This window comes from Streptococcus sp. KHUD_018, from assembly GCF_054861215.1.
In genome coordinates, this window is the sequence record NZ_CM142176.1 from 1,380,041 (window position 1) to 1,395,567 (window position 15,527).

14 protein-coding genes are annotated in these 15,527 nt (G+C 43.9%); 1 reads left to right on the forward strand and 13 read right to left on the reverse strand.

Going from position 1 to position 15,527, the window contains the following annotated elements:
* Positions 1-114: 114 nt before the first annotated feature.
* The 11 genes from ACVBD2_RS06965 to ACVBD2_RS07015 form a co-directional block, all read right to left on the reverse strand.
* Positions 115-1,407 (reverse strand): LCP family protein, encoded by a 1,293-nt coding sequence (locus ACVBD2_RS06965; RefSeq protein ID WP_125448561.1) that lies wholly within the window; start codon positions 1,405-1,407, stop codon positions 115-117.
* Positions 1,407-2,252, reverse strand: a complete 846-nt coding sequence (pheA, locus tag ACVBD2_RS06970) for a prephenate dehydratase (protein WP_125448562.1) — start codon at positions 2,250-2,252, stop codon at positions 1,407-1,409. Before pheA ends, ACVBD2_RS06965 begins: the two co-directional genes overlap by 1 nt.
* Entirely contained in the window at positions 2,249-2,725 is a 477-nt protein-coding gene (locus ACVBD2_RS06975; protein WP_125448563.1) for a shikimate kinase, read from the reverse strand. Before ACVBD2_RS06975 ends, pheA begins: the two co-directional genes overlap by 4 nt.
* Positions 2,718-4,001, reverse strand: coding sequence for a 3-phosphoshikimate 1-carboxyvinyltransferase (aroA, locus tag ACVBD2_RS06980; RefSeq protein ID WP_125448564.1), 1,284 nt, complete (start codon positions 3,999-4,001; stop codon positions 2,718-2,720). Before aroA ends, ACVBD2_RS06975 begins: the two co-directional genes overlap by 8 nt.
* A 90-nt stretch (positions 4,002-4,091) precedes the next feature.
* Complete coding sequence (locus ACVBD2_RS06985; protein WP_000065973.1) at positions 4,092-4,430, reverse strand: YlbF/YmcA family competence regulator; 339 nt, start codon at positions 4,428-4,430, stop codon at positions 4,092-4,094.
* A gap of 10 nt (positions 4,431-4,440) precedes the next feature.
* Positions 4,441-5,544, reverse strand: coding sequence for a prephenate dehydrogenase (locus ACVBD2_RS06990; RefSeq protein ID WP_125448565.1), 1,104 nt, complete (start codon positions 5,542-5,544; stop codon positions 4,441-4,443).
* 9 nt (positions 5,545-5,553) lie between these two features.
* Positions 5,554-6,720, reverse strand: coding sequence for a chorismate synthase (aroC, locus tag ACVBD2_RS06995; RefSeq protein ID WP_125448566.1), 1,167 nt, complete (start codon positions 6,718-6,720; stop codon positions 5,554-5,556).
* 9 nt (positions 6,721-6,729) lie between these two features.
* Entirely contained in the window at positions 6,730-7,797 is a 1,068-nt protein-coding gene (gene aroB / locus ACVBD2_RS07000) for a 3-dehydroquinate synthase (RefSeq protein ID WP_125448567.1), read from the reverse strand.
* 18 nt (positions 7,798-7,815) lie between these two features.
* A complete protein-coding gene (locus ACVBD2_RS07005; protein WP_461685480.1) occupies positions 7,816-8,670 on the reverse strand; it encodes a shikimate dehydrogenase in 855 nt (284 codons plus the stop codon).
* A complete protein-coding gene (gene aroD, locus ACVBD2_RS07010) occupies positions 8,660-9,337 on the reverse strand; it encodes a type I 3-dehydroquinate dehydratase (RefSeq protein WP_461685481.1) in 678 nt (225 codons plus the stop codon). The genes ACVBD2_RS07005 and aroD overlap by 11 nt, the downstream gene beginning before the upstream one ends.
* A complete protein-coding gene (locus tag ACVBD2_RS07015; RefSeq protein WP_461685482.1) occupies positions 9,334-10,497 on the reverse strand; it encodes a class I SAM-dependent rRNA methyltransferase in 1,164 nt (387 codons plus the stop codon). Before ACVBD2_RS07015 ends, aroD begins: the two co-directional genes overlap by 4 nt.
* A 272-nt stretch (positions 10,498-10,769) precedes the next feature.
* Between ACVBD2_RS07015 and ACVBD2_RS07020 the strand changes: the two genes are divergently transcribed.
* A complete protein-coding gene (locus ACVBD2_RS07020) occupies positions 10,770-12,218 on the forward strand; it encodes an alpha-amylase (protein WP_461685483.1) in 1,449 nt (482 codons plus the stop codon).
* An 88-nt stretch (positions 12,219-12,306) separates the two neighbouring features.
* On the opposite strand, the gene alaS is transcribed toward ACVBD2_RS07020, so the two are convergent.
* Both alaS and ACVBD2_RS07030 read right to left on the reverse strand, forming a co-directional pair.
* Entirely contained in the window at positions 12,307-14,925 is a 2,619-nt protein-coding gene (alaS, locus tag ACVBD2_RS07025; protein ID WP_461685484.1) for an alanine--tRNA ligase, read from the reverse strand.
* Positions 14,926-14,946: 21 nt separating this feature from the next.
* Positions 14,947-15,432 (reverse strand): LURP-one-related/scramblase family protein, encoded by a 486-nt coding sequence (locus ACVBD2_RS07030; protein ID WP_033585627.1) that lies wholly within the window; start codon positions 15,430-15,432, stop codon positions 14,947-14,949.
* Positions 15,433-15,527: the final 95 nt, after the last annotated feature.

The window sequence follows — 15,527 nt, forward strand, 5'->3', positions numbered from 1 at the left end:
CGTTTTATTATACCATAAAAAAGCCTTAAAAATCCATCAGATACCGTAAAAAATCAAAGCCCAATCCACCATTTTTACCAGTGAATGAAGCTTTGATTTTTATTTATTTACATATTATCTCATTCCCATTTGGGCGAGTTTAGTCCGGTATTTGTTCTGGTCGACAAGTAGACCTTGTCCTCCGTAGACATCATAAGCATCTACCCAATCGCCAAGTTCTGGCACTGTCAATCTTTCGATACCATTCTGTGCGCCTTCGATAACTGACAAACCATTAGTCAGCAGGAAGGTATAAGGTAGATTGGTTGAGGTCATTCCAAAGACTTTTCCAAGTGCCTCTGATCCTGTAAAGAGTTTGGTTGGATCCTTGATTTGCTCAAGAACAGCTGACATGACTTGCTGCTGACGTTTGGTACGACCATAGTCTCCTTCATCATCATCACGGAAGCGAGCGTAATTGAGCAAGGTGGAGCCATTCATCTGCTGTTTCCCAACTTTAATCGTTTGAGTTGGTGATTCCGTTGCTGTTGCATGTAGGTCATCTCCAACTGTAGCTTCTGTTAGAGGCTGGCCATTTAACGTTGAAAACTTAGCGTCTATAGTCACCCCATCAGGAAATAGCGTATCAATAGCAGTTGCAAAGGCTTGGAAATCCACTAGGGCATAGTACTTAATATCCAAATCAAAGTTGTCTTTTAGAACCTTGCGGACCATTTCAGCCCCTTTTTGCCCTTCTTGTTCCCCAAGTTCATAGGCAACATTTAGTTTGTTATCCGTCTGTTTCTGGCCATTTACAATCTTACTGTACCCGTCAATATAAACTAAGTTGTCACGCATAAAGCTGACTAGTTTGATCTTCTTATCCGATCCACTGACATTCAGTACCATGATTGTGTCGGTACGTGTCTCCGCACTATTTTGACCAATCCGACCATCTGTCCCCATGATTAGGATATTCACCCCGTCTTTAGTATCTTGACCATTAAACACCTGTACTTGTGCTGCTTTTGCATCAGCTGGCTTATTGGTAGAAGTCGCTGACTGGAAACCGCGAAGGAACATAAAAATCATCCCTGCAACCACACAGGTAATCAACAGCAAGAACCAAGTCAGTATTCGTTTGAAGCGAATTTTTCTTCTTTTATTTTTGACTTTAGGTAGAGGGGCTACCTTTTCACGTTTCTTAGATCGACTTCTACTGCCATAAGTCGGGAGATCAATATCTCTACCCCAAGTTTCTTCTTTTTCTTCTTGGTAGAAATGGTAAACTTCAGACTTGGGACCTGTCATTTTTTGTTGCAGATAGTCAAACTCCCTCCGTTCACGGTCATTTAGATAATGAATATTCTTGAAGAGATAGTCATAACGTAACTGCTCGTGATGACTTAAAGGATTTTCTTTGCTCATTAACTCTCCTTTTCTATATCAGTTATGGTAAAAATCGGGTAGGTTCCTAGTATCTTGTGCTGGATTCCAATGGCTTCTAGTTCTTGTCTGGCAAAATGAACCAGTCCTTTATCACTATAGTCTACATCGATAATGAAAAAGTATTCTCCCAAGGCTGTTTTAAGGGGGCGACTCTCAATCTTTGTTAAGTCAATCCCTCTCCAAGCAAAGGTCGAAAGTGCCTTGTAAAGAGCACCAGGTAGGTTGTCTGGTAAGGTCAAGGCCAAACTCATCTTTTCAGCTTGTGGCTTCAAAGGGATCATCGGTATCTCTGCCCCTAACACCCAGAAACGTGTGAAATTGGCTTCCATTTCCTGAATATCCTCGGCAATTAATTCCAAGCCATATTCTTCAGCTGAACTTCTAGGAGCAATGGCTGCATAAGGCTGGTCTGGATGTTCCGAAATAAAGCGAGCTGCATAGGCAGTACTGGCGGTTACCTCTATTTTAGCCTCTGGATAGTGTTTGTCGATGAATTTCTTTCCTTGAGCCAGAGCCTGAGGATGAGAAAAAATCTTCTCAATCTTAGTATGACCAGGAACTGCCATCAGTTGCTGGTGAATGGGTTGAACGATTTCTGCAACTGCTTGGATGCGAGCCTGGTGAAAAAGGTAATCCAAACTTTCATGGACACTACCTTCAATGGAGTTTTCAACTGGTACCACAGAATAGTCCACCAAGCCCTGTTCATAGGCCTTGATAACATCTGTGATATTGGCAAAGGCATGCAATTCCTCTTTGGGAAAGGCTGTCTGCACAACATGATGCGAAAAAGATCCCTTGGGACCTAGATAGGCAATTTTCATCTCAGTTCCTCTATAATTTCCTCTGGGCTTAACTTGGTCACATCTAGAACCCGACTGGCTACTTCCTCATACCAAGCTTGTCTTTCTTGGAAAATAGTTGCCAGTTCTTCCTTACTTTTGTTAAGAAAGAGCGGACGCTGATGGTCCTTATCAGCTGCGATACGTTGGTAGAGGGTTTCAAAATCTGCTTTTAGGTAGATGTTATCAGGATTGGTTTTGAGCAAGTCGCGATTTCTCTGAGAAATGACAACTCCTCCGCCAGTTGACACAACTCGGTCCGTTTTTAGTAAGTCAGCTAGGACTTCTGACTCTACTTGACGAAAGGCCACTTCTCCCTTTTCAGCGAAAAAATTCGCAATGGACATGCCCAAACGTTCCTCAATTAAGGCATCCGTATCGATGTAGTCTGGGTCCAAGCCTCTAGCGATTGTCGACTTGCCAGCTCCCATAAATCCGAGTAATACCTTAGCCATGAATCAAGCTCTCCAAATCATCAAAGAAGCTAGGATAGCTGGTATTGATGGCTTCTGCACGGTCAAGCTCCACTTCTCCATCTGCAACTAAGAGGGCCGCGATGGCTGTCATCATGCCGATACGATGGTCACCAAAAGTATTGACTCTAGCGCCATGAAGGCTTGATTTCCCTTTAATAATCATCCCGTCTGCTGTAGGAGTGATATCCGCTCCCATACTATTTAAAGCATCTGCCACCACCTGAATGCGGTCAGTTTCCTTAACCTTAAGTTCTTCAGCATCCTTAATGACCGTTACACCATGCGCTTGTGTCGCTAGAAGGGCAATAATGGGCAATTCATCAATCAAACGTGGAATCAAAGCGCCACCAATCTCTGTTCCTTTGAGGTCTGAAGACTCGACAGTTAAGGTAGCAGATTTAGAGATTGGATCGATTTCAGTTATTTCCAATTTCCCTCCCATGGCGCGAATGACATCAATGATTCCAGTGCGAGTTTCGTTAATGCCCACATTCTGCAGTACTACACGAGAATCTGGCACAATCAAACCTGCGACCAACCAAAAGGCTGCACTGGAAATATCTCCTGGAACAAGAACCTTTTGTCCTGTCAATTTTTGTGGCCCTTGGACTGTGATTTTCTTGCCATCCACACTTAAATGGCCACCAAATTGTTGTAGCATATCTTCGGTGTGGTTACGAGTACATTCTTTCTCGATAATCACGGACTCCCCCTGAGCCTGCAAGCCTGCAAATATCAAGGCAGACTTAACTTGAGCAGAGGCGATTGGCAATTCATACTGAATAGGTCTTAGGTTTTTCGTCCCTTTTAAATGAAGGGGAGGCAGGTCTCGCTCTGTTTGCCCTGAAATGCTAACCCCCATTTTTTTCAATGGAATCGTCACACGATCCATAGGACGTTTGGAAAGACTATCATCTCCAAACATTTCTACTTCGAAGTCTGCACCAGCAAGAACGCCTGAGATCAGGCGAATCGAGGTGCCAGAATTCCCCATATCCAAGGCGTTTTGCGGCGCTTTTAAGCCATCCATTCCAACACCTTTAATGGTAATAACCCCATCTCTGTCCTCAATTTCAACACCAAGGTCACGAAAGACCTGCATGGTTGAGAGCACATCCTCTCCACGCAGAATATCATAAACCTTGGTCTCTCCCTCAGCCAAACTACCAAAAATAATCGAACGATGGCTGATAGACTTGTCACCTGGAACCCGGATACTGCCATGTAAGTGGCGAATGTTTGTTTTTAGTTTCATAGTTGACCTCATACTTGCAACACTTTTTCTTATTTTATCACAAAAAGGCCAGAAATTCCTGAAATTTCTGGCTTTTATACAGATAAAATACTATTTCAATAATTCTGAAACAGGTTCAAAGACAATTTTTTCAATGTCTGAAAGGTAAATGGACAATTGTTGCTGTTTGGCAAAGAAATCTGACAAAAGAGCGTTCTCTTGGATTTGCTTACTGAAGGACTGCATCTTTTCTTGGAAAGAGGCATCTGGCATTTGTCCAGTTTGCGCCATGACTTGGATTTCTTGCTGGAAGGCGAGGTAGTCTGCAAAAATCTTGCTAGCTTGTTCATCAGCTTGGATGGCATCTTTTGCTGCCTTAACCGCCTTGTATTCTGGTAATTCGCGTAACCCGCGACTGAGTTCATTTGCACTATCGTAAATATTTGACATGATTATCTCCTTATTTGATAACGACTGTGTAGTCCGTATTTTCTGAAATTAAGCGCTCAGCTCGTTCCAGATCTTGAGTATTTTTAAAGGAAATTTGTAGAATCCCGTGAATATCCTCACGGTTTTCTTCGTTGATGTGGATGTTAACCAAGGAAGTTCCACGTAGCAATTCCAAAATCCGCAAGATGACATCTTCTTCATCGGGAACATCGATATAGAGGTCGTAAGAGCTATCCACACCACCACGCTTATGGATTTCCATAGCCTGCCGTTGCTCACGCGCTTGATTGAAAAAGTTCCATATTTGGTTTTCATCACCCTTGCTAATAGCTTGTCCAACCTCATCTAGGCGCTCCTTGAAGTCCTCAATTCGCTCTAGGATAGTTTCACGATTGGACAAGAGAATAGAAGTCCACATACCTGGCTCACTCTCCGCAATCCGAGTCATATCTCGAAAACCACCCGCCGCAAAGCGCCTTGCCATCTCATGTTCTTGAGCATAAACAGCCGTCTGCTCCATGAGACTGGAAGCCAGAATATGAGGAAAATGGCTAATCTGAGAAGTCACCCGATCATGCTCCTTGGCATCAATCTCGATAAAACGAGCATGAAGGCCTGAAAGCAGATCCTTCATTTCCTCAAGTGTGTCAGGACTTGTCAGGCTCGAAGGTGTGAAGATATAGTAGGCATTTTCGAAGAGATTAACATCCGCAGAGGCAGCTCCTGTTTTGTGGCTACCAGCCATGGGATGGGCCCCGACAAATCGAACAGGCTTGCTAGCCAAATACTTCTCCGCTGCATCCACAATAGCTGACTTGGTCGAACCTGCATCTGAAATAATGACGTCTTCTTTCAAGTCTAACATTGCCAACTCCTGAATAAAAGCAATGGTCTGCTTGATTGGTAAGGTCAGAATGATGACATCTGCCAGAGGAGCAAAACTGGCAAAATCATCCGTCGCACGGTCAATCATACCTTCTTTCAAGGCAATGTCTCTCGAAGACTGACTGCGATTATAACCTAAAATTTCATAGTCCGGATGATCACGCTTGATACCGAGCGCCATCGAAGCACCAATCAAACCGAGACCTGCGATATAGATGGTTTTTGCCATAGGAACTCCTTAATAGTTCTTTGTATATTCTCGGTGGTTAGCCACCGCTTCTTTTAATTCTTCTAGATTATCTGATAAGAATTTTTCAAGGATTTCTTGTGCCAGAACCGTTGCTACAACGGCTTCCATGACTACCCCAGCTGCTGGAAGGGCGGTCGGATCACTTCTCTCCACGGTTGCCTTGTAAGGTTCGTGGGTTTCGATATCCACACTCATGAGAGGTTTGTAGAGTGTGGGAATGGGTTTCATGACACCACGGATAACGATGGGCTGACCATTAGTCATACCACCTTCAAAACCACCTAGATTATTGGTACGGCGAGTATAGCCCTCTTCTTTAGACCAGAGAATTTCGTCCATGACTTGGCTGCCTTTGCGGTAACCAGCTTCAAATCCAAGACCAAATTCCACCCCTTTAAAGGCATTGATAGAAACAACTGCTTGGGCCAATCGCGCATCCAATTTTCTGTCCCATTGAACATAGGAACCGAGGCCAACTGGAACGCCTCCGACGACTGTCTCCACAACCCCACCGATGGTATCACCGTCACGTTTGATTTGGTCAATGTAGTCCTTGATTTCCTGTTCCCGTTCTTGGTTGACAATAGAAACTTCAGACTGGGCAGCTCGTTGCTTGATTTCAGCGACGGTTAGATTTTCAGGAATATCGATTTCCTTGCCACCAAAGACCACAACGTGGTTGGCAATCTCCATATCAAGTTCAGCCAAGAGACGTTTGGCTACTGCACCAACTGCAACTCGCATGGTGGTTTCACGGGCAGATGACCGCTCCAAAGAATTTCGTAAGTCATCAAAACGGTACTTAATGCCACCTACCAAGTCGGCATGACCTGGCCGAGGATGGGTAATTTTTCGTTTGCTTTTAAGACGCTCTTCAATGTCCTCCGCAGACATGATATCCAGCCATTTTTGGTGGTCCTTATTGACAACATCCATGGTAATGGGAGCCCCAGTCGTCTTCCCATGGCGAACACCCGAGGTAAAGACAACCTGGTCACTCTCAATTTTCATACGACCACCACGACCATATCCACCCTGACGACGTTTCAAATCTTCATTGATGACCTCTGCTGTCAAAGGAAGTCCAGCAGGAATTCCTTCAATGATAGCTGTCAGACGGGGGCCGTGTGATTCTCCTGCAGTTAAATATCTCATAGGCTCTCCTTATTTTACCAAGTAGTCTTTCATCTCTTCTAGGGAAACAGGGTGAATGGTTGCCGAACCAAGCTCTGGCACCAAGACCAATTTCAAGGTGTTCCCACGCGCTTTCTTGTCATGAGTCAAAGCCTGATAAAGCTTTTCAACATCCCAGTTTTCATACTCGACTGGCAAGCCAAATTGCTGACACATAGCTGTGATGGACTGGGTCATTCCTTCTGGCATAAGGCCTTTCTCCTCAGCAACCTTGGAAATCTGCACCATTCCCATAGCAACAGCCTCTCCATGCATGACTTTTCCATAACCTGCCGTTGCTTCTATGGCATGGCCAATGGTGTGCCCAAAATTGAGGTAAAGGCGGATACCATTGTCCAACTCATCCTCGACTACCATCTTGCGCTTCACCTGACAAGAATGTTCAATCAAAGTCTCTGCATGTTCCAAAATGCTTTCTACAGAACCATCTAACTCCGTCAAGAGAGCCCATAGCTCCACATCCTCAATCAAGCCATACTTGATGACCTCACCCATCCCTTCAATCAGCTCTCTTTTTCCAAGCGTTTCTAGGACAAGCGGATCAATCAGAACCCCGTCAGGTTGGGCAAAGGTTCCCACCATATTTTTAGCAAAAGGAGTATTAACACCCGTCTTACCACCGATAGAAGAATCTACCTGGGCTGTCAAACTAGTCGGAATCTGAACAAAGTGAATGCCCCGCATATAGGTAGAAGCTACAAAGCCAGCCAGGTCCCCAACGACACCACCACCAAGGGCCACAATCCCATCGCTACGAGTCAGACCTTGCTTGACTAGAAATTCATAGACTTTCTGAACAGTAGTCAGATTTTTCCGTCCTTCACCTTCTAAAAAGTCAAAAACGGCTACCTGAAAACCAGCATCTTCTAGGCTAAGCTTGACCTTCTCCGCGTAGAGTGAGGCCACGCGGTTGTCTGTTACGATAACCACTTTTTGCGGTTGCCAGAGTTCTCGCAACCATTGACCTGCTTGTGATAGACAACCTTTTTCAATCTGAATGTCATAAGGATGATGCGGAATATCGATTCTGATTTTCATAGGTGGTTCTCCTTTTCATTATTGGTATTTTTCTTTTAAGGACTTCCAAATCTCTTCAGTCGGCATTTCCTTACCTGTCCACAGTTGAAAAGCTTCAGCAGCTTGATAGAGCAACATTCCAAGACCATTGACCGCTGGATTGCCCTGACTTTTGGCCCATTTCAAAAATGGCGTATCAAAGGGTTGGTAAATAATATCGGCCAGCAATAGTTCTTCAGGTAAGACTATACTTGTCGGAACTGGTGACGACTGGCCATCCATCCCCACACTAGTGGCATTGACGAGCAGGTCCGACTTGCCAATCTTTTCTTGCAGTTCAGAAACATCTTCTAAAGCATACAAGTCCACTTTAAAGCCGGTTTGCTCCTGTAACTTGTCTAGATAAGGTCTTGTTTTTTCTATCGAAGCTGAACGAACAAAGACTGAAATCTGACTGACGTCATCCAAAATAGCCTGTGCCAAAATAGCCTTGGCTGCTCCACCTGCTCCTAGTATGGTCATCTTTTTACCTGAAATTGTAAAAGAAGGCAAGCTCTTAAAGAATCCCTTGCCATCTGTATTATATCCAATTAAATTGCCATTATCATTGACAACGGTATTCACCGCCCCAATCAAACGAGCCTCATCACTCAACTCATCCAGATAAGGAATCACTTGCTCCTTGTACGGCATGGAGAGATTGAGCCCAAACATCTGGTAACGGCGAATATTAGCGACTGTTTCTGCCAAATCACCCGCTTCGATTTCCCAAGCCACATAGACACCATTGGTAGCTGTAGCTTCAAAGGCACTATTGTGGATAAATGGTGAAATAGAGTGTTTAATGGGATTTGCAACGACAGCTGCCATACGTGTGTAGCCATCAAGCCTCATCCAAAATCTCCCTGATTTTTTTCATGTTAGCCAATGAAATCTGACCTGGGGCACTCGCTTCATCTAGACTAGCAAATGACCAACTTGAACCCGTCACATCTGAAGTGATACGCGATACCTTGCCCATTTTCCCCATGGAAATGGTCACGTACTCTTGTTCAGGATTGAGTGTTTTAAATCCTCGTGTGTAGTTCATCAGGTCTAAAACATCCTGCTCCGTATGGGCCATGACAGATACCTTGACCACTTTAGGAGAAAGACTGGTCAACTCAGACAGGATCTCCATCATGTTTTCAGGTGTCTCTTGGAAATTATGGTAACTCAAAACGAGATTTGGAAAATCCAACATTTCCTCAAATACATCCTTGTAGCTGAAGTACTCAAAATCCACATAGTCTGGTTGATAAAGTTGAGTGACTTCCTTGATGATTTGAACATACTCTTCAGAAGACAGTTCGATTTCTCCTCCCTCAGCTCGCGTGCGAAGGGTAAAGACCAATTCGCGGCCTGCGAACTTCTCAAAGATTGCAGGTGCTACCTGTAAAATAGCTTCCTTTGCGAGGAAGTCTGCACGCCACTCGATGATATCGGCATCGACGTAACGCGTGGCATCTAGTTCTTGCGCTTCTTCTAAACTTCTTGGCATTACTGAAACGACTAATTTCATTTAGTTACCTTCATGCTAATCACCTTAAGGTAATTACTGCTTTCATCTTTTTTATTATAGGCAAAGTCTGCTGGAAGTCCGTATTTGTTTAAGACTTGATACCTTCTTCCTGCAAAACCTTTATCAATTTGTTCTGTAAATTTCTGACGGGAAACATTGGCAGCATTGGTACTGGCAATGATAATGCCTCCCGGATTTAAAATCTCTAGACTTTGGGAAATCAGCTTGTGATAGTCCTTAGCTACAGAAAAAGTTTGTTTTTTATTGCGAGCAAAGCTAGGCGGATCCAGGACAATCACATCGTAAGTCAAGCCTTTTCGCTTGGCATACTTGAAATACTCAAAAACGTCCATAACGATAAAACGATGGTTGTCTGTGCTAAGTCCATTTGCCTGAAAATGAGCTTCTGACAGCTCTCTCGACCGTTTTGCCAAGTCGACAGAAGTCGTCTCACTCGCGCCTCCCATAGCTGCAGCAACTGAAAAGGCAGCTGTATAGGAAAACATATTGAGCAAGGATTTACCCAGGGCTAAACCATCTACCAAACTCCCACGAACCTCGTGCTGATCTAGGAAAATACCTGTCATCAAACCATCATTCATAAAGACCTGATAGAGTACGCCATTCTCAAGAACAGTAAAGTAGTCTGGCGCTTTCTCACCATAAACATGAGCAGACTCGTAATCTAGACCTTTAAAACGAATCTTTTCATAGGCTCCCAAAACTTCAGGAAAGACTTCCTTGAAAGCCTTTATAATCAACTTACGAATCTGATAAACATAAAAGTTGTACCAAGAAAAAACCACATAATCTCCGTAAAGATCAATAGTCAGACCACCAAAACCATCCCCCTCTTGATTAAAGAGACGAAAGGCAGTTGTCAAGTCATCCTGATAATAAGAATTTCTAGCTTCCTTAGCCTTACGAAACAGAGCTTCAAAGAAGGTTTGGTTGAAACCAACCTTTTCCTTGCTGACCAACCAGCCAATGCCCTTGTTCTGCTGAGAAAGATAGGCACTCCCTAAAAACTTCCCGTCTTGAGTAAGAACTTCTACTTCCTGATCCGTCAGATCAATATCTGTTAAATCGCTTGCTTCCAAAAGAACTAGACCCTTAGCTAGCTTTTTTTCAACACGTCTGCTGACCCTAATTCTATTCATAGCTACTATTATAGCAAATTTTATGACAATTCTCAAAAAAGAAACCGTTTAACCATCTGTACTTTAGTTTATTAAGTGTCATTTTTGTTAATATAAGTTTACTCAATTTACTTTTTCACCAAAACATCCTTTCCCTTGTAATGGAAGGAGAGTTTCCACGCGCTAAAAATAGACAAAATCATAAATGAGTATAGAATCTTGCGCAAACGTTTGCCTAGTTCTAAACTTTATGGTAGAATAAAACACAACATTGATAAGCAAGAGGAAAAACAATGCAAAATCAGACACTTATGCAATACTTTGAGTGGTATCTGCCTCACGACGGCCAACACTGGACGAGATTGGCAGATGACGCAGAACACCTAGCAAATCTTGGTATCAGTCATGTCTGGATGCCACCTGCCTTCAAGGCAACCAACGAAAAAGATGTAGGCTATGGCGTTTATGATCTTTTTGACCTAGGTGAATTTAACCAAAAAGGGACTGTCCGCACCAAGTATGGGTTTAAAGAAGATTATCTTCAAGCCATTCAAGCCCTAAAGGTAAAGGGAATTCAACCTATGGCGGATGTAGTCCTCAATCACAAGGCTGCTGCTGATCACATGGAAGCCTTTCAGGTTATTGAAGTGGACCCTGAGGACCGTACCGTTCAACTAAGCGAGCCCTTTACTATCAATGGCTGGACTCACTTCACCTTCGATGGTCGCCAAGACACCTACAATGACTTCCACTGGCACTGGTACCACTTCACAGGTACGGACTACGATGCCAAACGCCGCAAGTCTGGTATTTACCTGATCCAAGGAGACAACAAGGGTTGGGCCAACGAGGAATTGGTCGATAACGAAAACGGTAACTACGACTACCTCATGTATGCTGACCTAGACTTTAAGCATCCTGAAGTCATCCAAAACATCTATGACTGGGCTGACTGGTTTATGGAAACGACGGGTGTAGCTGGTTTCCGCTTGGATGCCGTTAAGCACATCGACTCCTTCTTTATGAGGAATTTTATCCGTGATATGAAGGAGAAATACGGCGAGGATTTCTATGTTTTTGCTGAATTTTGGAATCCAGATAAAGAAGCCAATCTAGACTATCTCGAGAAAACAGAAGAACGTTTTGACCTTGTCGATGTTCGCCTCCACCAAAACCTCTTTGAAGCTAGTCAGGCTGGAGCAAGCTACGACCTTCGTACTATCTTTACTAATAGCTTGGTTGAACTCAAGCCTGACAAGGCTGTAACCTTTGTCGACAACCACGATACCCAAAGAGGTCAAGCCCTTGAGTCTACTGTTGAAGAATGGTTCAAACCAGCAGCCTATGCCCTCATTCTATTACGTCAAGATGGGCTTCCATGTGTTTTTTACGGAGACTACTACGGTATCTCAGGAAAATACGCCCAACAAGATTTCAAAGAAGTTCTTGATCGTCTCCTAGCCATCCGAAAAGACAGGGCCTATGGAGAGCAAACAGACTACTTTGACGATGCCAACTGTGTCGGTTGGGTTCGTTCAGGTGCTGAACATCAATCCCCAATCGCTGTTCTTATCTCAAATGATCAAGAAAACAGCAAGTCTATGTTTGTCGGGCAAGAATGGGCTGACCAAACCTTTGTTGATCTCCTTGAAAATCATCCAGCACAAGTTACGATCAATGCTGAAGGTTATGGAGAATTTCCAGTAGCAGCAGGTTCAGTCAGTGTCTGGGCAGCAAAATAAACCTATCCGTTACAAGCCAAATCCGACTGGATTTGGCTTTTTTTGTATGCACAAAAAGACCTACCCAAATGGATAGATCTTTACTTGATTACAATTTACCAGCTACTGCATCCAAGAGTTCTTGGATTTTAGCTTGGTTGCTTCCTCCTGCCATGGCCATGTCTGGTTTACCACCACCACGTCCATCGACGATTGGTGCCAATTCTTTGATCACATTACCTGCATGCACATCTTTTGTCTTGCTAGCTACAAGAACGTTCACCTTGTCACCGATAGCGGCAACTAGGACAAGCACATCAGAGTAGTCTTTTTGTTTCCAGTTATCCGCAAAGGTACGAAGGGCACCTGCATCTGATACAGAAACTTGGCTTGCAATGTAACGGTGTCCGTTGACTTCCTTCACATCCTTGAAGACATCGCCAGCAGCTGCGGCTGCGGCTTTTTCCTTCAACTCTGCATTTTCTTTTTGCAATTGACGGAGTTGCTCTTGAAGTCCTTCAACCTTGTGAGGCACTTCCTTGAGTTGAGGTGCTTTCAAGGTTGCTGCGACGGCTTTCAGAGCGTCTTCTTGTTCGCGGTAGGCTTCAAATGCTTCCTTACCAGTCACTGCCAAGATACGGCGAGTTCCTGAGCCGATCCCTTCTTCTTTAACAATCTTGAAGAGACCAATCTCAGAAGTGTTGCCAACGTGGGTACCACCACAAAGCTCGATAGAGTAGTCACCGATAGTAACAACACGGACTTCCTTACCGTATTTCTCACCAAAGAGGGCCATAGCTCCCATTTCCTTGGCAGTATCTATATCCGTTTCAACTGTCTTAACTTCAAGAGCTTCCCAGATTTTTTCGTTGACTTGCTGTTCAATCGCACGCAATTCTTCAGCAGTTACTGCTTGGAAGTGAGTAAAGTCAAAGCGAAGGAATTCAACTTCATTAAGAGATCCTGCTTGTGTCGCATGGTTCCCAAGGATATTGTGAAGGGCAGCGTGAAGCAAGTGAGTCGCCGTGTGGTTCTTCATGACACGAAGACGACGATTGGTGTCGATGGCCAATGTGTATTCTTGGTTCAAAGCAAGTGGTGCAAGAACTTCAACAGTATGAAGAGCTTGTCCGTTTGGTGCTTTTTGCACGTCCGTTACAGTCGCTACGACATTTCCTTTAGCATCCAAGATTTGGCCGTGGTCAGCTACTTGTCCACCCATTTCAGCGTAGAATGGAGTCTCAGCAAAGATCAGAGAGGCAGTTCCTTCTGAAACAGCTTCAACTTCAGCGTTTTCAGCTACGATTGCCACTAATTTAGAAGACAATTGAGATGCTTCATAGTTAAAGACACTCTCCACTGTGATGTTTTGTAGGGTTTCATTTTGCATACCCATTGAGCCACCCTTAACAGCTGACGCACGCGCTCGTTCTTGCTGTTCTTTCATGGCTGCTTCAAAGCCTTCACGGTCTACAGTCATACCAGCTTCTTCAGCGATTTCTTCTGTCAATTCCACTGGGAATCCGTAAGTGTCGTATAGTTTGAAGACATCTTGCCCAGCGATAACGCTTTGACCCTTTTCTTTCAAATCAGCTACAATGGTCTCTGCAAAGTGTTGACCTGAATGAAGGGTACGAGCGAATGACTCTTCCTCGCTCTTAACGATTTTCTCGATAAAGTCACGTTTTTCAAGGACTTCTGGGTAGTAGCTTTCCATGATTTTTCCAACAGTTGGAACGAGTTTGTAAAGGAAAGGCTCATTGATACCCAATTTTTGACCATGCATGGAAGCACGACGGAGAAGACGACGAAGGACATAACCACGACCTTCATTTCCTGGAAGGGCACCATCACCGATGGCAAATGAAAGAGAACGGATGTGGTCTGCGATGACCTTAAAGCTCATGTTGTCGCCATCTTGATCGTAAACCTTCCCAGACAATTTCTCAACTTCACGGATGATCGGCATGAAGAGGTCTGTTTCAAAGTTTGTCTTAGCCCCTTGGATAACCGCTACCAAACGCTCTAAACCAGCGCCCGTATCGATGTTTTTGTGTGGCAATTCCTTGTACTCGCTACGAGGAACAGCAGGGTCAGCGTTAAATTGTGACAATACAATGTTCCAGATTTCAATGTAACGGTCGTTTTCGATATCTTCTGTAAGCAGGCGAAGACCGATGTTTTCTGGGTCAAAGGCTTCTCCACGGTCAAAGAAAATCTCTGTATCTGGTCCAGAAGGTCCAGCACCGATTTCCCAAAAATTGTCTTCGATTGGGATCAAGTGGCTTGGGTCCACTCCTACTTCAATCCAGCGGTTGTAAGAATCTTTATCTTCTGGATAGTAGGTCATGTAGAGTTTTTCAGCTGGGAAATCAAACCATTCAGGACTTGTCAAAAGCTCATAAGCCCAAGTGATAGCCTCATCACGGAAGTAGTCCCCGATGGAGAAGTTCCCTAACATTTCAAACATAGTATGGTGACGAGCAGTCTTCCCTACGTTTTCGATGTCGTTGGTACGGATAGCCTTTTGGGCATTGGTAATACGTGGATTTTCAGGTTTGATAGTTCCGTCAAAATATTTCTTAAGAGTGGCTACCCCAGAGTTGATCCACAAAAGAGTTGGGTCGTTTACAGGAACCAAGCTGACTGATGGTTCTACAGAGTGGCCTTTGCTTGCCCAGAAATCTAGCCACATTTGGCGAACTTGAGCACTAGATAGTTGTTTCATAATATCTCCTTATTTACTTGTTTAATTTGATTGGCTTTCCAGCATCTCCACATAGTCAATCGCGACACAGAGGGAAATGACCAGGTCTGCATAAGAGTCTTCATAGACGGTTACGGTGTAAGTTGAGGTCAAATGGAAAATCTCTTTCCGAATCTCGGCAACAAGCTGATCACGATCATCTAGCAATTTGAAATTCAGATCCCAGATATTGCCCTCGATACGAAGCCCTAAATCATCAAACTCATACTTATCTCGAAAAAAGGTCAACTTCTTACGAATGACGAAATTGGAACCATTTCGTAACTGAATAGTAAAGCGAGGAAGTAAGGTGAAAAATTCTTTACTAATCTCACTAACTTGTTCACCATAAGCGTCATAGATGGTAAAGGTCTTAGGGATTTGGAAGAAAGAACCCTCCACCTGATAGTTCACTACTCCTCTATCATCCTTGATATCGAAGCGTTCGCCTCCAAGACGAAACTTTTGTTTCACGAGAAATGTCTTCATAAACACCTCCAAAAATCAAAAGACAAGTCCATATCACGAAGGGCGAAAAACCGCGGTACCACCTTCATTCAATGAACTTGTCATTCTCTTATTCT

Bases quoted from the DNA above. Each gene is read 5' to 3' on its own strand.
- ACVBD2_RS06965 (WP_125448561.1), bottom strand. From the start codon at position 1,407: ATGAGCAAAGAAAATCCTTTAAGTCATCACGAGCAGTTACGTTATGAC.
- pheA (WP_125448562.1), bottom strand. From the start codon at position 2,252: ATGAAAATTGCCTATCTAGGTCCCAAGGGATCTTTTTCGCATCATGTT.
- ACVBD2_RS06975 (WP_125448563.1), bottom strand. From the start codon at position 2,725: ATGGCTAAGGTATTACTCGGATTTATGGGAGCTGGCAAGTCGACAATC.
- aroA (WP_125448564.1), bottom strand. From the start codon at position 4,001: ATGAAACTAAAAACAAACATTCGCCACTTACATGGCAGTATCCGGGTT.
- ACVBD2_RS06985 (WP_000065973.1), bottom strand. From the start codon at position 4,430: ATGTCAAATATTTACGATAGTGCAAATGAACTCAGTCGCGGGTTACGC.
- ACVBD2_RS06990 (WP_125448565.1), bottom strand. From the start codon at position 5,544: ATGGCAAAAACCATCTATATCGCAGGTCTCGGTTTGATTGGTGCTTCG.
- aroC (WP_125448566.1), bottom strand. From the start codon at position 6,720: ATGAGATATTTAACTGCAGGAGAATCACACGGCCCCCGTCTGACAGCT.
- aroB (WP_125448567.1), bottom strand. From the start codon at position 7,797: ATGAAAATCAGAATCGATATTCCGCATCATCCTTATGACATTCAGATT.
- ACVBD2_RS07005 (WP_461685480.1), bottom strand. From the start codon at position 8,670: ATGAGGCTTGATGGCTACACACGTATGGCAGCTGTCGTTGCAAATCCC.
- aroD (WP_461685481.1), bottom strand. From the start codon at position 9,337: ATGAAATTAGTCGTTTCAGTAATGCCAAGAAGTTTAGAAGAAGCGCAA.
- ACVBD2_RS07015 (WP_461685482.1), bottom strand. From the start codon at position 10,497: ATGAATAGAATTAGGGTCAGCAGACGTGTTGAAAAAAAGCTAGCTAAG.
- ACVBD2_RS07020 (WP_461685483.1), top strand. From the start codon at position 10,770: ATGCAAAATCAGACACTTATGCAATACTTTGAGTGGTATCTGCCTCAC.
- alaS (WP_461685484.1), bottom strand. From the start codon at position 14,925: ATGAAACAACTATCTAGTGCTCAAGTTCGCCAAATGTGGCTAGATTTC.
- ACVBD2_RS07030 (WP_033585627.1), bottom strand. From the start codon at position 15,432: ATGAAGACATTTCTCGTGAAACAAAAGTTTCGTCTTGGAGGCGAACGC.